At 48.0% G+C, this 21,234-nt stretch carries 19 protein-coding genes, 1 tRNA gene, 1 pseudogene and 1 riboswitch; of the genes and pseudogenes, 19 read left to right on the top strand and 2 right to left on the bottom strand.

Annotated elements, in window-relative coordinates; genetic code table 11:
• Positions 1 to 156: pseudogene (locus BUB35_RS00965) on the top strand (IS200/IS605 family transposase); the annotation flags it as partial.
• 161 nt (positions 157 to 317) lie between these two features.
• Here BUB35_RS00965 and BUB35_RS00960 read toward each other — a convergent pair.
• Positions 318 to 641, bottom strand: a complete 324-nt coding sequence (locus tag BUB35_RS00960; protein WP_072848067.1) for a helix-turn-helix domain-containing protein — start codon at positions 639 to 641, stop codon at positions 318 to 320.
• Between the two features lie 147 nt (positions 642 to 788).
• On the opposite strand from BUB35_RS00960, the gene BUB35_RS00955 reads away from it, so the two are divergent.
• The 18 genes from BUB35_RS00955 (at position 789) to BUB35_RS00865 (ending at position 20,062) form a co-directional block, all read left to right on the top strand.
• Positions 789 to 1,124 carry a helix-turn-helix domain-containing protein gene (locus tag BUB35_RS00955; RefSeq protein ID WP_072848065.1) on the top strand — a complete coding sequence of 112 codons (336 nt, stop codon included), beginning with the start codon at positions 789 to 791 and terminating at the stop codon, positions 1,122 to 1,124.
• Between the two features lie 39 nt (positions 1,125 to 1,163).
• A tRNA-Arg gene (locus BUB35_RS00950) sits at positions 1,164 to 1,236 on the top strand.
• A gap of 513 nt (positions 1,237 to 1,749) precedes the next feature.
• Positions 1,750 to 1,847, top strand: a riboswitch (purine riboswitch).
• Positions 1,848 to 1,906: 59 nt separating this feature from the next.
• Positions 1,907 to 3,184, top strand: coding sequence for an amidohydrolase family protein (locus BUB35_RS00945; protein ID WP_072848062.1), 1,278 nt, complete (start codon positions 1,907 to 1,909; stop codon positions 3,182 to 3,184).
• 16 nt (positions 3,185 to 3,200) lie between these two features.
• Complete coding sequence (locus BUB35_RS19200; RefSeq protein WP_022255541.1) at positions 3,201 to 3,371, top strand: DUF6472 family protein; 171 nt, start codon at positions 3,201 to 3,203, stop codon at positions 3,369 to 3,371.
• A gap of 136 nt (positions 3,372 to 3,507) precedes the next feature.
• The gene (gene lepB, locus BUB35_RS00940) at positions 3,508 to 3,996 is read left to right on the top strand and encodes a signal peptidase I (RefSeq protein WP_072848059.1); all 489 of its coding nucleotides are present in this window, start codon (positions 3,508 to 3,510) and stop codon (positions 3,994 to 3,996) included.
• Positions 3,997 to 4,391: 395 nt separating this feature from the next.
• Positions 4,392 to 5,951, top strand: coding sequence for a DUF3794 and LysM peptidoglycan-binding domain-containing protein (locus tag BUB35_RS00935; protein WP_072848056.1), 1,560 nt, complete (start codon positions 4,392 to 4,394; stop codon positions 5,949 to 5,951).
• A 349-nt stretch (positions 5,952 to 6,300) separates the two neighbouring features.
• On the top strand, positions 6,301 to 6,930 hold the full coding sequence (gene tmk / locus BUB35_RS00930; protein WP_072848053.1) for a dTMP kinase: 630 nt from the start codon (positions 6,301 to 6,303) through the stop codon (positions 6,928 to 6,930).
• A gap of 28 nt (positions 6,931 to 6,958) precedes the next feature.
• Positions 6,959 to 7,285: a cyclic-di-AMP receptor gene (locus BUB35_RS00925; RefSeq protein ID WP_022255537.1), complete on the top strand. Its 327-nt coding sequence runs from the start codon at positions 6,959 to 6,961 to the stop codon at positions 7,283 to 7,285.
• A gap of 29 nt (positions 7,286 to 7,314) precedes the next feature.
• Positions 7,315 to 8,295: a DNA polymerase III subunit delta' gene (holB, locus tag BUB35_RS00920; RefSeq protein WP_072848052.1), complete on the top strand. Its 981-nt coding sequence runs from the start codon at positions 7,315 to 7,317 to the stop codon at positions 8,293 to 8,295.
• A gap of 5 nt (positions 8,296 to 8,300) precedes the next feature.
• Positions 8,301 to 9,173, top strand: coding sequence for a PSP1 domain-containing protein (locus BUB35_RS00915; protein WP_072848051.1), 873 nt, complete (start codon positions 8,301 to 8,303; stop codon positions 9,171 to 9,173).
• Positions 9,163 to 9,918: a tRNA1(Val) (adenine(37)-N6)-methyltransferase gene (locus BUB35_RS00910; RefSeq protein ID WP_072848050.1), complete on the top strand. Its 756-nt coding sequence runs from the start codon at positions 9,163 to 9,165 to the stop codon at positions 9,916 to 9,918. The genes BUB35_RS00915 and BUB35_RS00910 overlap by 11 nt, the downstream gene beginning before the upstream one ends.
• 2 nt (positions 9,919 to 9,920) lie before the next feature.
• Entirely contained in the window at positions 9,921 to 10,766 is an 846-nt protein-coding gene (gene rsmI / locus BUB35_RS00905; protein WP_072848049.1) for a 16S rRNA (cytidine(1402)-2'-O)-methyltransferase, read from the top strand.
• Between the two features lie 21 nt (positions 10,767 to 10,787).
• Positions 10,788 to 11,159: a hypothetical protein gene (locus BUB35_RS00900; RefSeq protein ID WP_072848048.1), complete on the top strand. Its 372-nt coding sequence runs from the start codon at positions 10,788 to 10,790 to the stop codon at positions 11,157 to 11,159.
• A gap of 233 nt (positions 11,160 to 11,392) precedes the next feature.
• Positions 11,393 to 12,148 carry a TraX family protein gene (locus tag BUB35_RS00890; protein WP_072848046.1) on the top strand — a complete coding sequence of 252 codons (756 nt, stop codon included), beginning with the start codon at positions 11,393 to 11,395 and terminating at the stop codon, positions 12,146 to 12,148.
• Between the two features lie 274 nt (positions 12,149 to 12,422).
• On the top strand, positions 12,423 to 13,085 hold the full coding sequence (locus BUB35_RS00880; protein ID WP_072848044.1) for a TetR/AcrR family transcriptional regulator: 663 nt from the start codon (positions 12,423 to 12,425) through the stop codon (positions 13,083 to 13,085).
• Between the two features lie 16 nt (positions 13,086 to 13,101).
• Positions 13,102 to 17,379 (top strand): acyl-CoA dehydratase activase-related protein, encoded by a 4,278-nt coding sequence (locus tag BUB35_RS00875; protein WP_072848085.1) that lies wholly within the window; start codon positions 13,102 to 13,104, stop codon positions 17,377 to 17,379.
• A 187-nt stretch (positions 17,380 to 17,566) separates the two neighbouring features.
• Positions 17,567 to 18,676 (top strand): G5 domain-containing protein, encoded by a 1,110-nt coding sequence (locus BUB35_RS00870; protein WP_072848043.1) that lies wholly within the window; start codon positions 17,567 to 17,569, stop codon positions 18,674 to 18,676.
• A gap of 48 nt (positions 18,677 to 18,724) precedes the next feature.
• On the top strand, positions 18,725 to 20,062 hold the full coding sequence (locus BUB35_RS00865; protein ID WP_072848042.1) for a glucose-6-phosphate isomerase: 1,338 nt from the start codon (positions 18,725 to 18,727) through the stop codon (positions 20,060 to 20,062).
• Between the two features lie 88 nt (positions 20,063 to 20,150).
• On the opposite strand, the gene BUB35_RS00860 is transcribed toward BUB35_RS00865, so the two are convergent.
• Complete coding sequence (locus BUB35_RS00860) at positions 20,151 to 21,137, bottom strand: membrane lipoprotein lipid attachment site-containing protein (protein ID WP_072848041.1); 987 nt, start codon at positions 21,135 to 21,137, stop codon at positions 20,151 to 20,153.
• Positions 21,138 to 21,234: the final 97 nt, after the last annotated feature.

Raw genomic sequence — 21,234 nt, 5'->3', positions numbered from 1 at the left:
CATTTTTGGTGTAGAGGATATTTTGTAGATACAGTAGGCAGATATGAAACGGCAATAAAAGAATACATCAAAAATCAGCTGGAAGATGATATTATGAATGATCAAATAAGTTTAAAGGAATTTACAGACCCGTTCACGGGTGAGCCGGTGAAATAAGGCATAAAAAGTGCCCCCGAGTAGGGGGCAGCCAGAGTTAAAAGTGTGGTTGCCAGACTATTCAATGCCCCCTTTAGGGGGCTACCACAAGAGATAGACCCTTATAGGGTCTGATCAAACCACCCGTTCAACGGGTGGTTTTGATTTTTCACAAAAGCATATCAACGCTCCAGAATGTCGTCCATGATGGCAAGGATGTGCTGGGATTGTTCCGGCGTCAGTTTCTGGAATTTCTCCATCAGCTCTTTGGAGATGCCGGGGTTTTCCAGCTGCTCGTCAAAGAATTCCTTTGGATGGATGCCAAAATATTCGCAAATATAGAAAAAGACAAGCATGGAAGGCAACATCCGCTTGCTTTCGATTCGGCTGATATAATTTTCACTTTGTCCTATGGCAAGACTCATTTCTCTGGCAGAAACTCCTTTTTGATGCCGCAGCTGTGAGATTCTCAGAGAAAGGAAGTTTTCAAAGTCTTTTGCATGCATATTCATCACCTGATAACATTATAGGTTGTGCCGTAAAAATAGGATTAGACTTCAAAATAACATATTATATTGAAATTCTTATTTAAAATAAGTATAATAAGGTGAAACGATACCAGAAAATTTTTCCTAAAAAAGGGGGCATTGTCCATGCGAAATAAATTTCCCCAGCGTCTGCGTCAGCTCCGCAAAGAAAAGGGCATCACACAGGAGGCTTTGGGGCAGTACCTCCATTACAACCATACAGCCGTTGCCAATTATGAATCCGGCAGGAACCAGCCCTCCTTTGACGATTTGCTGAAACTGGCGGATTATTTCGACGTTTCCACGGATTTTCTTTTGGGACGGTCGGAAAAGTTCTATCCTCCTGCCGATAAACTATGGGAAAAACTGACGGTGGCGGAGTTTTTGCGCCTCCTGCGGCAAGCGGAATCCTCCCCGAAGATGTGTCGGATTTTTTTGGAAAAAGACGAAAAGAAAATTTGACAGACCGCCTGTTTTCTTGTAAAATAAGGATTACGGTTTGCACTCTTAGCTCAGGGGATAGAGCGTTCGGCTCCGGACCGAAAGGCCGCAGGTTCGAATCCTGTAGAGTGCAGAAAACAAAGGGTGTCGATATTATCGACACCCTTTGTTTCGTGAAAGGCTCATTTCATGGGGGCCTTTCACGAGTAAGCAGAAGTATAAACAGCGGGTCAAGCACTTTGCTTTGCAAAGTCAGCTTCGCCGCCCCCGTTTTCTTCGGGGTGCAGAGTATCCATTGGCATAAATGCCTTGAAACTCCCTGTTTTTCCCTAAGGGATTCCAGTTGGGAAACTACACACCGCAAAGAAGTGCGGACAGCCATTTATAGCTGATGTTTGTAAAAGCAAACGAGTTGACCACACACCGCAAAGAAGTGCGGACAGCCATTTATAGCTGATGTTTGTAAAAGCAAACGAGTTGACCACACACCGCAAAGAAGTGCGGACAGTCATTTATGGCTGGCGTTTGCGGAGCAAACGTGTTGACCATTGTTTCCCAAGCCCTTCCGCTTAAATTGTAAGACTTCTTTTTTTGTCTGATTTTTACTGCCGAAAAACATTGACAACACCTGTAGTTTCGGCGTATACTGCTTAACGGAAATGAAACCCATATAGGTCCATAATAGGTTGGATGTTTCTACCGGTTACCGTAAACAACCGCGCTATGAGTTTCCCGCATCTGGGGAATTTGTATCCGCAGATGTAGGCGGTATTTTTTTATGGAGATTTTAAGGAGGATTTCAAATGGTTCAGAAAAACTTTGTATGCAAAGGCGATATTTGCTATAGTAAAGATAAAAATACACTTCAAACCTGCAAAGATGGGTATCTGGTTTGCGAAAACGGCGTTTCTGCCGGTGTGTTCGCCAAGCTGCCCGAAAAATATCAGGATTTCCCTCTGCTGGATTACACAGGGAAGCTGATTATGCCCGGTTTTACAGACCTGCATGTGCATGCGCCTCAGTATCGTTTCCGCGCACTGGGCATGGACTTGGAACTGCTGGAATGGCTGGACACTCATACATTCCCTCAGGAAGCAAAGTACGTGGATACAGATTTTGCAAGAAAGAATTACGCTCGTTTTGTGGAAGAAATGAGAAAAGGCCCTAACACAAGAGGCTGCATCTTCGGCACCATCCATCGTCAGTCCACAGAAGTGCTCATGGAACTGCTGGAAGAAGCAGGTCTGTGCGCTATGGTCGGGAAAGTCAATATGGACCGTCACAGCCCTGACATTTTGAGAGAAACCACAGAGGAATCCGCAGCGGAAACCGTTCAATGGCTGGCTGATGTGGCTGATAAATTCCCTCATGTCAAGCCCATCCTGACACCTCGGTTCCTGCCTTCCTGCACCGATGAACTGCTGGAAAAACTGGGCGACATCCAGAAACAGCATCACCTGCCTGTACAGTCCCATCTGTCCGAAAACAGAGGGGAAGTGGCTTGGGTACAGGAACTGTTCCCCAAATCCAAACATTACGGCGACGCTTACGACAGTTTCGGTCTGTTTGGCGGAGAAAATTGCCCCACCATCATGGCGCATTGCGTCCTGAGCAGTGACGACGAAATCCGTTTGATGAAAGAAAGAGGCGTATTCATTGCCCATTGCCCCGAATCCAACACCAATCTGGCTTCCGGCATTGCTCCTGCCCGCCGTTACCTCACAGAAGGCATTCCCATGGGTCTGGGCAGCGACATCGCAGGCGGCACAAGATGCTCCATTTTCTTTGCCATGGCAGAAGCCATCCGTGTTTCCAAAATGCGTTGGCGTCTGGTGGATGAATCTCTGGCGCCCCTGACCATTCCCGAGGTGTTCTATCTGGCAACACTGGGCGGCGGTGCGTTCTTCGGAAAAGTGGGTTCCTTTGCGGAAGGTTATGAATTTGACGCTTTTGTGCTGGATGACAGCCGTTATGATAACCCCGGGGAATATGACATTGCCCAGCGTCTGGAACGTGTCATTTATCTGACAGAGGACAGCGAAGTCCTTCATAAATTTGTGGAAGGCAGACAGTTGTTCTAAAAAAGGAGAGAGTGCCATGCAATGTGAAAGCTGTATGTATTATCAGTACGACGAGGAATACGAAGAATATTTTTGCGACGTGAATCTGGATGAGGACGAAATGGAGCGTTTTTTGCGTGACGGCTTCCGCAATTGTCCATATTATCGTCTGGAGGATGAGTACCGCACGGTGCGTAAACAGATGTAATACAAAAAAATCCCAAAATTGGCGTAATTTTCTACACAAATTCCCCTTGCCTGAGAACAGGAAAAACCGTATACTTGAAACTACGGAAAAATGCGGTATTTTGTCCGAAAAACGGAAATAAAAGAGGAGAGAAAATTTGCGGCGAAACATAAGAAATTGGGGAAATGATATATTGCGTGCTGCCATCATCCTTCTGGTGCTGTTTTACGCCTGCTGGCCCCTGCGCCTTTCCGGCGGGTCTATGGAACCTACTTATGAAAACGGCAATGTGGTCTGCGTCAGCCGTTTGGCAGGCTTTTTTGGGGGCTATGACCGGGGAGATGTGGTGGTCTTTGATTATACAGACGAGGACGGACAGCGGCAAGTCATCAAGCGTGTCATTGCGGTGGAAGGCGACCGTCTGGAAATTGTGCCTGAAGGGGTCATGGTCAATGGTGTTCTGCTGGATGAGCCTTACGCCATGGGACCTACGGAAGGCGTGGCAGATCTGGTGATTCCGCCAGATACGGTTTTTGTGCTGGGAGATCACCGGACGGAAAGCTTTGACAGCCGGAATATGGGCGTCATTGCGGAAAAAGATTTGAAGGGCAAAGTGCTGTTTCGGCTCTTTCCTTTCTTTGGATAATGGAAGAAGCGGCTGTGTTGGAAAAACACAGCCCTCAGGGTGTCGAAAAAGTCGACACCCTGTCGTCAAAGACTCATTTCATTCAAGCCTTTGACGAGTAGACAGAAGTATAAAGCCGAAGTTCCATCAACTAAAAGCCTTGAAACTTCGGCTTTTCCTCGTCGGAAGTGAATTCCGACTGCGGATTGAATTTGGGAAACTCTTTGTTTCCCAAGCCCTTCCGCGTTCTTGAAAAAATGTAAAACATAGTTTTTCTACAGGCTGGGCGGCTGTGTGTAAAACACAGCCCTTTTTATATAGAATCATATTTTTTCCCTTTCGTCATATATTTTACAGAAAGGCAATCCGCAAAAGACGGGATGCAGGTGCCTGATATGATGAAGGAGGTAGGAAATATGGCCTTGGAAATGACAAAAGATACTATGACTTGGAAACAGCGGAAGGGAACCCACCATTCCCGTATTTTGCTGGAAGGGGATATGATCGTGCCCGATAACCGCCCTGATGTGGCGCAGGTGCTCCATTGCAGCGGTACGGTACGGCTGGATGAGGTGAAAAGCGGCGAGGAAAAAATCAATCTCACCGGGGAACTGATGGTGCGAGTGTTGTATCGGGCAGCAGGCGGCGAAAAGCCTGTGTATGCCATGACATCTTCTCTGCCCATACAGGAAGTGCTGTACGTGGAAGGCATGACAGCAGAGGATGCTGTGAATGTCATGGCGGAAACGGAACATCTGGAATGTCAGCTCATCAATGACCGGAAAGTGGGACTGCGTGCCATTGTGGAAGTATGGGCGGAAGCGGAAGGCAGTAAAAGCCTTCAGACTGTCAGCGGCGCCCAGGGAGAAGCGGTGGAACTGCTGCGGAAAAAGGTGCTCACAGAACGCCCCGTTGCGGAGAAAAAGGACAGGTTCACAGTGAAGCATACGGTGTCACTGGGGGCAGACCAGCCCAACATCGGGGAAATGCTCCATCAGGTATTGACCCTTTCCGATACAGACATCCGTGCTATGGACGGAAAAGTGGCAGTGCGGGGGAATCTGCGGCTGACAGCCATTTACGGCACAGAGGAAAACGGCATGCCTGTGGCAGTGGAAGCGGAAATCCCTTTCCATGGATTCATTGAAGGCGGCGGCATTACCCCCCAGACATGGACAGATGTGAAACTGACTGTCAATGAAAGCGAAGTCCGTCCGGCAGTGAATGACGACGGAGAAACACGGAATCTGGATGTGACGGCGGTCATTGGCGCAGAACTGAAAGCCGTAGACCATACGGAACAGGAAATGGTCACAGATGCCTATGGTCTGGAAAGCTGTTTGCAGCCCAAAGGGGAAAAAGTCACCTTCCCCGTATGCGTGGGCATGACACGGAGCCGTTTCAGTCTGAAAGAAGGCGTATCTCTGGAAAATGGAGAAATGCCCATGATGCAGGCAGTAGCGGCATGGGGGCAGGTACATACGGAAGATGTGACTGTGGAAACAGATGCTGTCAATGTGGAAGGGGTATTGCAGGCGGAAATCCTCTATCTTTCCGCCGATGACGATGCGGCAGTATGTGTGCTGCAACGGGGCATTCCTTTCCGCCAGACCGTGGAAGTGCGAGGTGCTAAAGCAGGGGATACTGCCTGTGTACGCAGCATAGCGGAACAGGTGGACTTCCGCCTTATGACGGAAACAGAAGGGGAACTGCGGGCGCAGATTCTGCTGGAAATTCTGGTGACAGCCATGGAAGAAACAGAAGTGGTTACAGACCTTCTGGAAATGCCCGAAGAAACACCGGAAAAACGTCCTTCCGCTGTCATTTGTGTGGTACAGGATGGAGAAAGCCTGTGGGATATTGCCAAAAAATATCGCACCACACCGGAACGTATCCTCATGGTCAATGATATTGAAAATCCCGAACGGCTCTTTTCGGGACAGAAACTGCTGATTTTACGAGGCGGCAGAAAGTAAACATTTTTACGGAAGGGCTTGGGGAACAAAGAGTTCCCCAACTGGAATCCGCAGTCGGAATTTATTTCCGACGAGGAAAAGCAGGAATTTCAAGACTATTTAGTTGATGGAATTCCTGCTTTATACTTCTGCCTACTCGTCAAAGGCTTGAATGAAATGAGCCTTTGACGACAGGGTGTCGACTTATTCGACACCCTGAAAGCCGGATGCCTGTAAAAAGGTTTTCCGGCTTTTTTTGCTTGCCCGTGACGCAATTTGCCATTGTTTTTTTTGCCAATTCGGGGGGAGTGTGTTATAATTTTTCTATGCAATTGACAATAATGGACGGAAAGAGAGTTTGAGGTGTGTCATGAAAGGGTATTTTATCACCATAGAGGGCAGCGACGGCAGCGGAAAGTCTACCCAGCTGAAAAAAATCATTTCTTATCTGGAGAAAAAACAGGTGGATTTGGTGGTGACGAGAGAGCCCGGCGGAACAGACGTGGCGGAAGCCATTCGGGAATTGATTCTTGACCCGGCATATCCCCAAATGACTGCAAAAACGGAAATGCTCCTCTATGCGGCGGCTCGTGCCCAGCATGTGGAGGAGAAAGTCCTGCCGGCACTTCAGGCAGGAAAAGTGGTACTTTCCGACCGTTATGTGGATTCCAGCATTGCCTATCAGGCTTACGGCAGAGGATTGGGCGATATGGTGGCACAGGTGAATGCCATTGCCACCGGTGGTCTTGTGCCGGATCTGACTGTTTTTCTGGATCTGCCTCCCGCAGTGGGCATGGCGCGCAAACAGCAGGAGGAAAACCATGAGCTGGATCGGCTGGAACAGGAAAAGCTGGAATTTCACCAGAAGGTATACGAGGGCTATGACGCGCTCTGCAAAAAAGAGCCGGAGCGAATCTGCCGCATTGATGCCTCCGGCACCATAGAAGAAGTATTTGGGCAGATCAAAGCAGCGCTGGATGAACTTTTGGACAGAGCGTAAGCCATTGATTCCATAAGGAGGGATTTATATGAAATTGATCATTGCCATTATCCAGGATGAAGACGCGGGCGAAGTTATCTCCCATCTGAACGAAGCGGAAATTCAGGTAACCAGACTGGCTACAAAAGGCGGTTTCCTCCGCAGCGGCAATACCACCATCATGACCGGTGTGGACGATGAGAAAGTAGATGAAGCCCTGAAAATCATTGAAGAAAACAGCAAGTCAAGAACACAGTACGCAACACTGCCTTCTTCCTGCGGCGCGATGCATGGATTTATCCTTGCGCCCATTGAAGTCAAGGTAGGCGGCGCAACAGTATTTGTGCTGGATGTGGATCAGTTCCATAAATTCTGATGGCACAAAAAGGAAAGGAGTGAAGGGCGTTGCACAGTTTTTCGGATATTTACGGCAATGCCCTTTTGCTGCGCCATTTGCAGCAGGCAGTGGCAGGGGGACGCGTTTCCCACGCCTATCTGCTGACGGGCAGCGCAGGCAGCGGCAAACGGCTCATTGCGGATACCTTTGCCAAAACATTGCAGTGTGAAGCCGGCGGCACAGAGCCTTGCGGTCATTGCAAAAGCTGCTTGGCATTCGATTCGGGAAACCACCCGGATATTGTGTACGTCCGCCCCACCAAAAAGACATTGGGCGTGGACGATGTGCGGGAACAGATCTTGGAGGACGTGAGTCTGAAACAGTATCGCTACCGCTATAAGATTTATATTGTGGAACAGGCGGACACCATGACCGTACAGGCGCAGAATGCCCTTTTGAAAACATTGGAGGAACCGCCTGCTTATGCCGTTTTTCTCCTTCTGGCGGAAAATCAGACGGCATTTTTGCCTACCATATTGTCCCGTACGGTGACGCTCCATATCCGACCTTTGCCGGATACCATGGTGGCAGATTATCTGGAAAAGAAAAAAGGACTTTCCCCGGCAGACAGCGCCGTTTACGCCGCTTACGCCCAGGGAAGTATTGGACAGGCGCTGGATTTGCTGGAGGACGAAAGTTTTCAGCAGATGCGGCAGGAAATTTTGGAAAAACTCATGGCTTTGCCTCAGGCGAAAAAAGGAGAGGTCTTTCTGTGGGCAAAGGATTTGGAAAAATATAAAGACGATCTGCGTTTTCTGGACATGATGCAGCTTTGGTATCGGGACTTGCTCTATGCCAAACGGCTGCGCAGTGAAAAAGACCTCATTCAAAAAGACAAAAAGGCGGAGATTTTCAGAAGTGCCGTGGAATCCGAAGGGGAACTGGCACGAAAAGCCGCTCTTATACAGCGTGCCCGTGTACAGCTGGCGCGCAACGCGAATTTTCGGCTTACCATGGAAGTGATGCTGTTACAATTAAAGGAGAATTAGACTGTATGATAGAAGTTGTAGGAATCCGGTTCAAAAAAGCCGGTAAAATGTATTATTTCGATCCCGATGGTCAGAAACTGGAAAAAGACGGTTTTGCCATTGTGGAAACAGCAAGAGGTATTGAATATGGCGCGGTTATCAAAGAAAATACCTTTGTGCCCGAAGAAACCATTGTACCTCCTCTGAAAAAGGTACTGCGTCCTGCCACAGCGGAGGATGCCAAAGTGGTGGAAGCCAATGCCAAGAAGGAAGAAGAAGCCTTCCGCATCTGCCTGCAGAAGATTGCCCGTCTGGAACTGGACATGAAACTGGTGGATGTGGAAATGACATTCGATAAGAACAAACTGATCTTTTACTTTACCTCTGACGGTCGTGTAGACTTCCGTGAACTGGTAAAAGAACTGGCGGCAGTGTTCCGTATGCGTATCGAACTGCGGCAGATCGGTGTCCGTGATGAAGCGAAAATGCTCAGCGGCATCGGCATTTGCGGCAGAGCTTTGTGCTGCGCTACATTCCTGGGGGATTTCCAGCCCGTGTCCATCAAAATGGCAAAAGACCAGAATCTGGCGCTGAACCCCACGAAAATCAGCGGTATCTGCGGCAGACTCATGTGCTGCCTGAAGTACGAAGAAGATGTATACGAAGAACTGAACAAGAAACTGCCTTTTGTGGGGGATATTATCTCTACCCCTGACGGTACCGGGGAAATCCTTTCCACAAACGTATTGATGCAGCAGGTGAAAGCGGCAGTGCGGAAAACGGAAAACGATCCCCCTACCATTGCTTTTTATCATGTGGATGAGATCAAAGTCATCAAATCCAAGAAGAAACGGAAACAGCAGCCTGTATCGGAGGAATTGAAGCAGTATGAGGACTGATGTGTTGATCAAAGAGGGAGAAAGGGTGGATGACCTGCACCGCAAGGGTTATGTCATCATCCAAGACCCCAAACGGTTCTGTTTTGGCGTGGATGCCGTCATCCTCAGCGGCTTCGCACGGGTGAAAAAAGGAGAAAAAGTGCTGGACTTGGGTACAGGTACTGGCATTTTGCCCATTCTGCTGGAAGGCAGAACGCTGGGCAGCCATTTCACAGGGCTGGAAATCCAGCCGGAAAGCGTGGAAATGGCAAGGCGCAGTGTGGCACTTAATGAACTGGAGGAAAAAGTGGAGATTGTGGAAGGGGACATCAAGGAAACGGCAGCCATTTTTGGCGGTTCCGTATTCGATGTGGTCACTTCCAATCCCCCTTATATGAATGAGGGCGGCGGTCTGCAAAATCCTTCCGGTCCCAAAGCCATTGCCCGCCATGAAGTCCTCTGCACATTGGAGGATGTGGTGAAAGGCGCCGCAAAGGTGCTGCGTCCCGGCGGACGGTTCTATATGGTGCATCGTCCCCATCGGCTGACGGATATCATTTGTACCCTGCGGCAGTATGGACTGGAGCCCAAGCGGCTGCGGTTCGTCCATTCCTTTGTGGATAAAGCGCCTTCTATGGTACTGGTGGAAGCGGGCAGAGGCGGCAAGCCTATGGTGAAGGTGGAACCTCCCCTTGTGATTTACAAAGCGCCGGGAGAATATACCGACGAAATCTATGACATTTATTACGGAGAAGGGCAGGCGTGAGTATGGCAGGAACACTTTATTTATGCGCCACCCCCATCGGCAATCTGGATGATATGACGCTGCGGGTGCTGAAACTGCTGGAAACGGCAGACATCATTGCGGCGGAAGATACCCGCAATACGTTGAAACTGCTGAATCATTTTGAAATCAAAACCCCCATGACCAGCTACCACGAGCATAATAAGGCGGAAAAAGGCCCGAAGCTGGTGGAACGGCTGCTGGCGGGAGAAAATATCGCACTGGTGACAGATGCTGGTATGCCGGGGATTTCTGACCCCGGGGCGGACTTGGTGAAGCTGTGCTATGAAGCAGGGGTACCTGTAACCGTAGCGCCGGGCGCATCTGCGGCAGTGGTAGCACTGGTGCTTTCCGGTCTGGATACCAGACGGTTTGTGTTCGAGGGCTTTTTGCCCATGGAGAAAAAAGAACGGCGGGCAGTTCTTTCCACACTGGAAAAGGAACACCGCACCATGATTTTTTATGAAGCACCTCATCGTTTGCTGGATACTTTGGAGGAACTGGAAAAGATTTTTGGTTCCGACAGGGAAATGGCAGCCATTCGGGAGCTGACAAAGAAATTCGAGGAAGTGCGCCGTGGTACCGTGGCGGAAATCCAAGCCCATTTTACTGCCCAGCCGCCAAAAGGAGAATTTGTGCTGGTATTTGCTGGTTATACTTTGGAGCAGCAGCGGCAGGCGGCACAGGAAAGCTGGGAAAGCGTTTCCATCGAGGAACACATGGAGCATTATCTCCGTCAAAACTACAGTGAAAAAGACGCCATGAAGCAGGTGGCAAAGGATCGCGGCGTATCCAAACGGGAAATTTACAGCTATCTGCATAAAGACTGAAATAAAGGAGGGTGATGGGATATGTTGGAACGATTTCAATCATTGAGTGGCTCTCAGATTATTCTGGCGGCAATCATTGCCTTTGTGATCTGGGCAATCATTGAATTTATCAGAAGTGTTCGCAGAAGTGTGAAAGTGGTGAAAAAGACTTTTGGCGAGGTGGATATGGCGCGGGTCATGGAACGGTGTCATGAGCTGTTCCCCATTGAAACCATTCTGTTCCGTGGGGCAGAGTTCCAGCGGGGCATGCGTATCCGCATCACTACCACACAGAAAACCATCATTGAAGGGGAATTGATCGGTATGAACAAGATCCAGATGATCTGCATCCGTACCAAAAACCAGATCATTGCCCATCAGCTGGATAAAATTCAGGAAATGACAAGAATATGAGAAAAGGGCGGCGTGCATACAGTGGTGCTGCTTCATCAGAAAACAAAGATAGCTGGAATCTTTAAGAAAGAAAGGATTTCAGCTTTCACATTTTTATCAACATTTTATGAGGATTATTTTCTTCTGAAGACAGCCATTGCAGTTCCCCTTAAGAAATCCAATAAAAGGGAAAATACTGTTTTCTTAAGGGCAACTGCTGAGCAAAGCCGCTTTTTTACGGGAAAGGAATCCATATGACATTGACGAGATTTCAACTGAAGATACTTGCCATCTGTTCCATGTTTCTGGATCATGCCATGAAGATTTTTGAGGATGTGCTGGAGCCTGCCATGGGGCAGACTTTGTATACGGCTGTCCTGTCTTTGGGGCGGATGGCGTTTCTGATTTTTGCCTTCCAGCTGGCGGAAGGCGTATGGCACACCCACAACGTGAGAGCCTATCTGAAACGGCTCTTTGGCTTTGCCCTGCTGGCGGAAATCCCTTTTCAGATGGTGAAAAGCCTGATTTTAACGGGAGGAATTTCCCTGTCCTTTGGGCTTACCAATGTGATGATGACCTTGTTTTTTGGGGTGTTGTCCTGTGTCGCCTATGCTTATTCTGTGCAGAAGGACAGAAGGGACATGGGCAAATTTGCTGTATTTCTCATTGCTCTGCTGGCAGAAGTCATGGGGACGGATTACGGCGGTTTTGGCGTGGTGTTTGTCTTTGTGCTCTGGTATACCTGGCATTCCCCTCAGCGGTGGCGTGCCATGTTCTGGATGATACTCTTTTATTACGGTCTTTGGATTCCTCTGGCGCTTTTGTCCTGGGGGATTACGTTCGCGGCTGTTTTTGAGTCCGCTATGTATCTGGCAGTGGCTTTGGGCACTTGGGCATTGCTGCGGCAGTATCACGGGGAAATGGGGCAGAAAGGCGGCAAATATGCCTTTTATCTGTTCTATCCTGTCCATCTGCTGTGTCTGGCAGGAGCCTATTGTTTGGTGATGTAAAAAGATTTCTTTAAAGCAGATTTCCCTGCAAAAGGGGAATCTGTTTTTTTGTATACAAAAACAGTAGGTTTTGTCGAAAGACATTTGTTTTTTCTTTGGGAAAAATGCGCATCCATGTCGGAATCGACACGGAAAAATTGGAGAAAATGTTGATATACCGCGATTCTTAACGACATCTTAGCGGTTTCTTAATTGCATTTTAACGACCTAAGGGCATATAATGTTACAGAAATCAGACCGACCGGTCTGTATGTATACATAAAGGAGGGATCGCATGAAAACGGAACTGAATATTTTGCAGACAGCATTTCGGCTGTTTTTGGGCAAAGGGTTTTCCGATATCTCCACCAACGAAATCATTCGGGAAGCAGGCACCACCAAAGGCGGCTTTTATTATTGCTTCAAAAGCCGTGAAGATCTGGTGGTTAAGGTCATCGAAACGTACCTGCGCCCCTATTACTTACAGCCTCTGGAAGAAATGCGGCAGGCATGGGAAAACAAACACCCGGACGTTTCCACAAAAACCCTGTTGTGGGATGCCTTTTTTGCGCCGCAGCGCTTCCGCAGATTCCAGGAAAACATTGGTATGGATATTGCCTTTCGGGATTTTTACTTCCTGCTTTATGAAGGCATGAAAAAATATGAGGAAGTGCAAAGCTATTTTGCACAGAATACCGAAGAAAGAAAAAGAATCCTGCGCCGTATACTGGAGCGGGGCAAGGAACGCAAGGAAATTGCCGCAGATGTGGACATCGAAAGCTGCGTGATGATGACCCTTGCCATGCAGGACGGCATCCTGGCACTGAAGGTGCTGGATGAAACCATTGACGACGAAGAGAAGTACAGATATATGGAAGAACAGCTCTGGCGGGACATTGCCGTGCAGGACATTTATCTGAAGTATTTACATGGGGGTGTGAACAGTGCAGTATCATAATGAACAGACATACAAAATGGGGATCGATATCGGCTCCACAACAGTCAAAGTCGTGCTGACAGATTCTGCAAATGAAATTGTATTTAGTCGCTATCGCAGACATTTTTCCGAAATCAAGAAAACCGTAAAAGAAATCCTGGCAGAAGCCAAGGAAGAATTGGGTTATTGTGAATTTGCAACCATGATCACCGGCTCCGGCGGCGTTGCGCTGGCAAAAGCCGTTGGCGTAGACTTCATCCAGGAAGTGGTTGCTACAGCAAACGCCATCGAAACCGTTGTGCCTCAGACAGATGTTGCCATCGAACTGGGCGGCGAAGACGCGAAAATCATTTATTTCTCCGGCGGTAATGTGGAACAGCGTATGAACGGCGTATGTGCCGGCGGTACCGGTTCCTTCATCGACCAGATGGCAAGCCTGCTGCACACAGACGCAACAGGTCTGAACGAATACGCAAAAGGTCATGAAGTCATTTATCCCATCGCTTCCCGCTGTGGTGTATTCGCAAAAACAGACATCCAGCCCCTCATCAACGACGGGGCAAGAAAAGAAGACTTGGCAGCTTCCATTTTCCAGGCTGTTGTCAACCAGACCATTGCCGGTCTGGCATGCGGCAAACCTATCCGCGGTCATGTGGCATTTTTGGGTGGCCCTCTGCATTTCCTCTCTGAACTGCGTCAGCGTTTCATTGAAACACTGCACCTGACAGACGAAACTGCACTGCTGCCTGAAAACTCTCACCTTTTTGCAGCTTACGGTACAGCCGTTTCCAACAAAGGCGAAGCAAATCTGGACTTTGATACTCTGCTGGGTCGTCTGGAAAAAGGCGCAGAACTGTCCGCAGAAGTCAGCCGTCTGGACCCTCTGTTCAAAAACGAAGACGATTACGCGGTGTTCAAAGAACGCCACGATAAAGATAAAGTAAAACGCGTACCTCTTTCTACATACAAAGGCAATGCTTTCCTGGGTATCGACGCTGGTTCCACCACCACAAAAGTGGCTCTGGTCAGCGAACAGGGCGATCTGCTCTATTCCTTCTACGCAGGCAACGAAGGCAACCCTCTGAAAGTGGTTATGCAGAGTTTGAATGAAATGTATGACCTGATGCCTGAAGGCGTGACTATCCGCAATTCCTGCGTAACCGGTTACGGCGAAGGTCTCATCAAAGAAGCATTGATGATGGACTTGGGCTACATCGAAACCGTTGCGCACTATAAAGCAGCACAGTTCTTCAAACCCGATGTAGACTTCATTCTGGATATCGGCGGTCAGGATATGAAATGTATCCGTATCAAGGATGGCGTCATCGACAGCGTACTGCTGAACGAAGCTTGTTCCTCTGGCTGCGGTTCCTTCATCGAAACTTTTGCAAAATCCCTGAACTACACCGTTGCGGACTTCGCGAAGATTGCCCTTTTCGCAAAAGCCCCCATCGATTTGGGTTCCAGATGTACTGTTTTCATGAACTCCCGTGTAAAACAGGCACAGAAAGAAGGGGCAGACGTAGCAGATATTTCCGCAGGTCTGGCATATTCCGTTATCAAAAACGCACTGCTGAAAGTTATCAAAATCGCTGACCCTAAGGCTATGGGGAAATCCATGGTTGTACAGGGTGGTACATTCTATAACGACGCGGTACTGAAAAGCTTTGAGCTCATCAGCGGCAGAGAAGCCGTTCGTCCTGACATCGCCGGCATCATGGGTGCTTTCGGCGCAGGGCTCATCGCAAGAGATAAATATACAGAAGGTTACCAGACAACACTGGTAAGCCGTGAAGAAATGAACGCGCTGGAAATCAAGTCCACCATGGCTAGATGCCAGGGCTGCACAAACCACTGTCTGCTGACCATCAACCAGTTCAGCGGCGGCAGAAGATTCATCACAGGTAACCGCTGTGAAAGAGGTCTGGGGAAAGAAAAGAATGAAAATCCCGCTCCTAACCTGTATGAATACAAACGCCACAGACTGTTCGACTATGAACCCCTCACAGCAGAACAGGCAACCAGAGGCACCGTTGGTATCCCTCGTGTGCTGAATATGTGGGAAGATTATCCTTTCTGGTTCACATTCTTCACAAAACTGGGCTATCGTGTGGTACTGTCCCCTTATTCCACAAAGGCAATCTTTGAAAAGGGTATGGAATCCATCCCCAGTGAATCCGTTTGCTATCCCGCAAAACTGGTACACGGCCATATCATGTACCTCATCGAACAGGGCGTAGACTTCATCTTCTATCCCGGTATCGTTTACGAAAGACGGGACAGCAGCGCAGCTGACAACAACTATAACTGCCCTATCGTGGCATCTTATAACGAAAACATCAAAAACAACGTAGAGGATCTGAAAGAAAAGAATATCAAGTTCATGAATCCTTTCCTCTCTTTGGATAAGATTGAAACCATCATCAAACGTATGACAGACGAATTCGTTCCCATGGGCTGTGATGCAAAAGAAATCAAAGCCGCTGTAGAAGCTGGCTGGGCAGAATGGGAAAACTTCCGTCATGACATGCACAAAAAAGGCGAAGAAACCGTGAAATACCTGAAAGACAACAACATGACAGGTATTGTGCTGGGCGGTCGTCCTTACCATGTAGACCCTGAAATCAACCACGGTATTCCCGAACTGATTGCAGGCTACAACATCGCTGTTCTGACAGAAGACAGTGTGGCACATATGGGTCATCTGGAACGTCCTACCGTTGTTCGTGACCAGTGGACTTACCACTCCCGTCTGTACGAAGCTGCAGCTTTCGTAAAGAAACAGGAAAACATCGAATATGTTCAGCTGAACTCCTTCGGTTGTGGTCTGGATGCTGTTACAACGGACGAAGTCAAAGCCATTTTGACAGCAGCAGGCAAAATCTATACAGCCCTGAAAATCGACGAAGTAAACAACCTGGGTGCAGCCAGAATCCGTATCCGTTCTTTGATCGCTGCCATCGAAGACAGAAAAGAAAAGAACGTAAAACTGAGAAAAGGCGACGCTTCTTTGAAACGTGTACTCTTTACAAAAGAAATGCGGAAGGATTACACCATCCTGTGTCCTCAGATGTCTCCTATCCACTTTGACATTCTGGAACCCGCTTTCCGTAAATGCGGCTACAATCTGGAAGTCATGGCAGCTATGGATAAAGATGCCATCGACGCAGGTCTGAAATACGTAAACAATGACGCATGTTATCCTGCACTGATCACCATTGGTCAGCTGATGAACGGTCTGCTGTCCGGTAACTACGACCTGAACCGTACCGCTCTGCTGATTTCTCAGACTGGCGGCGGCTGCCGTGCTACAAACTACATCGCTTTCATCCGTAAAGCACTGGAAAACGCAGGTATGCCTAACATCCCTGTCATCTCCATCAACCCTGCAGGTCTGGAAAAGAACCCCGGCTTCAAATATGAACCCGCGCTGCTCCACAGAGCGATGCAGGCACTGGTTTACGGCGATACCTTCATGCGTGTGCTCTACCGCACCCGTCCTTATGAAAAGGTAAAAGGCTCCGCAAACGCACTGTATGAAAAATGGAATGAAAAAGTCAAAAAAGATATCCTGCGTGCAGACAGAAAGACATTCTGCAGCAACATCGCAGGCATCATCCGTGACTTCGAAAATCTGGAAATCTACGAAGATATGAAAAAACCTCGTGTTGGCGTCGTAGGGGAAATTCTGGTAAAATTCCATCCCACAGCCAACAACGATCTGGTAAACCTGCTGGAAAGAGAAGGCGCAGAAGCTGTTGTGCCTGATCTGCTCACATTCGGTCTGTACTGCTGCTATAACGCAACCCAGAAAGAAAAATATCTGGGCGGCACCAGAAAAGGCAGAATCATTGCCAACGCACTGGCAAAAGTCATCGAATGGTATCAGAAACCTTTGATGAAAGCACTGGAAAAGAGCAAACGCTTCGACCGTCCCGAAGATATCCGTACTTTGGGCGAATATGCGAAGAAAGTGGTTTCCCTGTGCAACCAGACTGGTGAAGGCTGGTTCCTGACAGCGGAAATGATCGAACTGATTCACAGCGGCGTACCCAATATCGTCTGCACACAGCCCTTCGGCTGTCTGCCTAACCACGTTGTGGGCAAAGGCGTTATCAAGGAACTGCGTAAACAGTATCCTATCTCCAATATCGTAGCCATCGACTACGATCCGGGCGCAAGTGAAGTCAACCAGCTCAACCGTATCAAACTGATGCTGTCTTCTGCAGAAAAGAATCTGGCAGCAGGCAGAACAGACGCTCTGAAAGAACGTCACTCCGTAACAAAAGCAGCTTTCTCCGTAAAAGAAGACTAAGGGCTGTATCAAGTGTAAACAGAAAGCCGGAAATTCCGATTTGTGGAAATTTCCGGCTTTTTTGCGTACAGAAACTGCCCTTTGTGAAGAACTCTGCTGTTTTTTTCTTGCAATCCGTTTCCCAATGGCATAAAATAAAAGATGTATCGACATATTTTTTTGCAGACCGAAGGGAGGCGAAAGCCCAATGGCGAAAAAAACGGAGCTGTTCCCAAAGCGTGAGGAACGCGTTGCTTACAGCGGAAAAGCCGGTGCCGATGTGGAAAGAAATCGAGGAAAAAAAGGCAGACAAAAAACACAGCGCAGCCGAAAATCCGGCGGACAGAAAGGCAATAAAGCCCGTAAGAATATGCAGCTTACACCGAAAAAAGCCGGAATTGGCGTTGCGGTGATCGTTGTTTTGATCCTGTTTTTTGCGTTTTTTCATAAAAATGGTACGGAAGTGTTTGTGGGCGAGGAAAGCATGGGTATTTTGAGTACCACATCCATTTCCGCCGAAGAAATCAAGACCAATCTGGAAGCCCAGTTGGCAACTACAGTGGGTACCAATGTACAAGTCAATGAGGAGATCCGGGCGGAAAAGCTTCATGTGTCTGGTGACCGGAAAAAAGATATCTGCACCATGGAATATCTGATGCCAAAACTGCGCAATGCAGTCACTTATAAAGTGGAAGCGTCTGTGATCTTTGTAGACGGCGGCGCAGTGGCGCCTCTGGCAACGGCGGAGGAAGCCCAGCAGGTACAGGATAAGCTGAAAGAACCTTATCTGCCTCAGGACGAAAATTCCAATGCAGAAATTTCCTTTGTGGAAAATGTGACCGTGGAAAATCAGTTCGTGGATTCTGCGGAAATCCTGTCTGTGGATGACGCAGTGGCAAAACTGACCAGCACCACACCTGTTACCACGACCTATACCGTAAAAACAGGGGATCGGGCAGGCAGTATTGCGGCAGAATTTGATATGACATTGGAAGAACTGTATGAAATGAATCCCAGCGCAAAAGATGCGGTTGTTATCGGTGAGACATTGAATGTTACCGAACAGAAGCCTATGGTTTCCGTCAAATCTGTGGAAACACAGGTGCTGACCAGTGTGGAACCCAAGCAGTATGAAACACAGTATGACGACACCAAGCCTGCCAGCTATCAGCGGGTAATCCAGCAGGGGAAAGACGGTCAGAAAAAAAGCACCATTCAGATTACACGCGTCAATGGTTTTGTGACAGAGGAAAAAGAAGTTTCCAAAGAAGTCATTCAGGAACCTGTCAACGAAATCATTTTGAAAGGGACGCAGTAATATAAATGAAAATATGGGGACAACATTAATAAAGAGGAGGAACCAAAGATGAGCATTACATTTTCAGTCAAAGGCGATGCTGTGACAAAACAGGACTTTGCTGCAATGGCAGAAGAAGTGAAAGCATGTCACACAGCGCTCCATGAAAAAACAGGCAAAGGCAACGATTTCGTAGGCTGGGTAGATTGGCCCGTAGACTACGACAAAGAAGAATTTGCCCGCATCAAAAAAGCAGCGGAAAAAATCCAGAAACAGAGTGAAGTACTGATTGTTATCGGTATCGGCGGCTCTTATCTGGGCACCAGAACCGCTCTGGACTTCATCAAAACACCTTTTTACAACGAAGACAAAAAGAAAACAACCCCCGACATCTATTTCGTGGGCAACAACATCAGCTCCGCTTATCTGAGCGACATTCTGGGTATTCTGGGTGACAGAGATTTCTCTGTAAACGTGATCTCCAAATCCGGTACTACTACAGAACCTGCCATCGCTTTCCGTATCTTCAAACAGCTGCTGGAAAACAAATATGGCAAAGAAGGCGCAGCAGAACGTATTTACGCAACAACAGACAGAGCCAGAGGCGCACTGAAAACCATGTGCAACACAGAAGGCTATGAAACATTCATCATCCCCGATGACATCGGCGGCAGATTCACTGTTCTGACAGCCGTAGGCATGCTGGCTATGGCAGTGGCAGGCGTAGACATCGACAAAGTTATGGAAGGCGCACAGTGGGCAAGAGAAGCTTACAGCAACCCTGACATCATGGAAAACCCCTGCTATCAGTATGCGGCAGCAAGAAACTTCTTCTACCGCAACGGCAAAACAGTGGAAATCCTGGCAAACTATGAACCTCACATGGTTTCTTTTGGCGAATGGTATAAACAGCTTTACGCAGAAAGCGAAGGCAAAGACGGCAAAGGCATCTTCCCTGTAGCCGCAAACTTCTCCACAGACCTGCACTCCATCGGTCAGTTCATTCAGGAAGGCAGCCGTTATTTCTTTGAAACCGTTATGTGGTGCAAAGAACCTAAGAGCACAGTGCTGGTACCTTTCGATGCGGAAGACCTGGATGGTCTGAACTTCCTGAAAGGCAAAGAAATGCAGTTTGTAAACAGCAAAGCTTTTGCAGGCACAATGCTGGCACACATGGACGGCGGCGTACCTAACATGGTTATCGAAATGGATCGTATGGACGCTTGGCACTTCGGCGCACTGGTTTACTTCTTTGAAAAAGCAGTGGGCATCAGCGGCTATATGCTGGATGTAAACCCCTTCAACCAGCCCGGTGTAGAAGCATACAAAAAGAATATGTTCGCACTGCTGGGCAAACCCGGTTACGAAGATATGAAAGAAGAACTGGAAAAACGTCTGAACGGCTGATACGTTTTTCGGTAAGGAAAGCACGGCTTCTTCATAAGGAAAATAAAAAAAGCTGAAATCTTTGAGAAAAGATTTCAGCTTTTTTATGTTATCCGATGTCCTTTGAAATTGCCCAATCCCGAAGCAGTGCGTGGACGCCTTCCGTGTCTTCTAAATAAACCACATAACCTTCCGACTGGGTGGAAAGGCTGTTTTCCGGGAATTTGATGCGGATGGAATCACCCACGAATATCACATATTCCAGCCGGAAAGCGGATTCCATGGCGGCTCTGTCTGCGTCAGACAGGTCTGCCAGTGCCAGAAGATTTGTGCCGATTTCATTTTCCGGACAGGTGAACAGTTCCGCAGTGGGAATAGGGATTTCTGTTTCTCTGTCCACTGCCAGTCCTAAAGAGTTGGAAGTTGTGTTGTTTATATCCGTAGAAAGTCTGACTTCTGTTTCAAGATAATAGAGTTTCTCATTGGAAGCTGTCAGAGAAGTTGTCTGCGAAACAGCATATGGATAAAAATCACTGGGATTTTCTGTTTCTTTGTATGCGGCATAAGCCTGTTCCAACAGTTCGGAAAGGTCATACAAAGGCTCTAGTTTCAGTTTTTGCAGAACGGAAGCTGTGGACTGAGATTCGGTAAGGAGCAGTGTGCCATCTTCCAGTTCATACTGGTTTTCTCCTTCTTTTTCCACAATGTGCAATGTGGTGCCGTCAGCAAGGACTTTGGTATTTGATTTATAACCGCCTTCCAGATGGATGAGAAGGGCGGTATAGCCAGGGATTTCCTCCCCTTCATAAGAACCGAATGTTTTGGTATTGGCATCGGCGTAGACGGAAACAACAGGATATACAGCATCGTTTGTGAGAAAATCCTCCACGGTGATTTCTCCATTGAGCTGATCCACGACGGTGTCTTCCGTGAGGAAAAAGCGAACAGTTCCATGGGATTCGGTTTCTGTGACAATGGCTGTCAGGTTTCCATTTTCATCGGTTTCCCGCCCGATGACCTCGCCTTTGAGCCACATTTCCCGCCCGCAGCCGGAAAGTGCCAGCACAAACAGCAGTAATACAATCAATCTTTTCATATCCATTCCCCCTTTAAATATGCCCTTTTTTCCAGTCTATCATAGGAAACTACAGAAAGCTATGTATACTTGTCTGATAACGGGGCAATCTGGAACA

The organism is Anaerotignum lactatifermentans DSM 14214 (assembly GCF_900142265.1).
GTDB lineage: Bacteria > Bacillota > Clostridia > Lachnospirales > Anaerotignaceae > Anaerotignum > Anaerotignum lactatifermentans.
Note: the sequence above shows the minus strand (reverse complement) of the source record. Positions and strands in the feature narration are given on the sequence as shown.

Bases quoted from the DNA above. Each gene is read 5' to 3' on its own strand.
- BUB35_RS00960 (WP_072848067.1), bottom strand. From the start codon at position 641: ATGCATGCAAAAGACTTTGAAAACTTCCTTTCTCTGAGAATCTCACAG.
- BUB35_RS00955 (WP_072848065.1), top strand. From the start codon at position 789: ATGCGAAATAAATTTCCCCAGCGTCTGCGTCAGCTCCGCAAAGAAAAG.
- BUB35_RS00945 (WP_072848062.1), top strand. From the start codon at position 1,907: ATGGTTCAGAAAAACTTTGTATGCAAAGGCGATATTTGCTATAGTAAA.
- BUB35_RS19200 (WP_022255541.1), top strand. From the start codon at position 3,201: ATGCAATGTGAAAGCTGTATGTATTATCAGTACGACGAGGAATACGAA.
- BUB35_RS00935 (WP_072848056.1), top strand. From the start codon at position 4,392: ATGGCCTTGGAAATGACAAAAGATACTATGACTTGGAAACAGCGGAAG.
- tmk (WP_072848053.1), top strand. From the start codon at position 6,301: ATGAAAGGGTATTTTATCACCATAGAGGGCAGCGACGGCAGCGGAAAG.
- BUB35_RS00925 (WP_022255537.1), top strand. From the start codon at position 6,959: ATGAAATTGATCATTGCCATTATCCAGGATGAAGACGCGGGCGAAGTT.
- BUB35_RS00915 (WP_072848051.1), top strand. From the start codon at position 8,301: ATGATAGAAGTTGTAGGAATCCGGTTCAAAAAAGCCGGTAAAATGTAT.
- BUB35_RS00910 (WP_072848050.1), top strand. From the start codon at position 9,163: ATGAGGACTGATGTGTTGATCAAAGAGGGAGAAAGGGTGGATGACCTG.
- rsmI (WP_072848049.1), top strand. From the start codon at position 9,921: ATGGCAGGAACACTTTATTTATGCGCCACCCCCATCGGCAATCTGGAT.
- BUB35_RS00900 (WP_072848048.1), top strand. From the start codon at position 10,788: ATGTTGGAACGATTTCAATCATTGAGTGGCTCTCAGATTATTCTGGCG.
- BUB35_RS00890 (WP_072848046.1), top strand. From the start codon at position 11,393: ATGACATTGACGAGATTTCAACTGAAGATACTTGCCATCTGTTCCATG.
- BUB35_RS00880 (WP_072848044.1), top strand. From the start codon at position 12,423: ATGAAAACGGAACTGAATATTTTGCAGACAGCATTTCGGCTGTTTTTG.
- BUB35_RS00875 (WP_072848085.1), top strand. From the start codon at position 13,102: ATGGGGATCGATATCGGCTCCACAACAGTCAAAGTCGTGCTGACAGAT.
- BUB35_RS00870 (WP_072848043.1), top strand. From the start codon at position 17,567: ATGGCGAAAAAAACGGAGCTGTTCCCAAAGCGTGAGGAACGCGTTGCT.
- BUB35_RS00865 (WP_072848042.1), top strand. From the start codon at position 18,725: ATGAGCATTACATTTTCAGTCAAAGGCGATGCTGTGACAAAACAGGAC.
- BUB35_RS00860 (WP_072848041.1), bottom strand. From the start codon at position 21,137: ATGAAAAGATTGATTGTATTACTGCTGTTTGTGCTGGCACTTTCCGGC.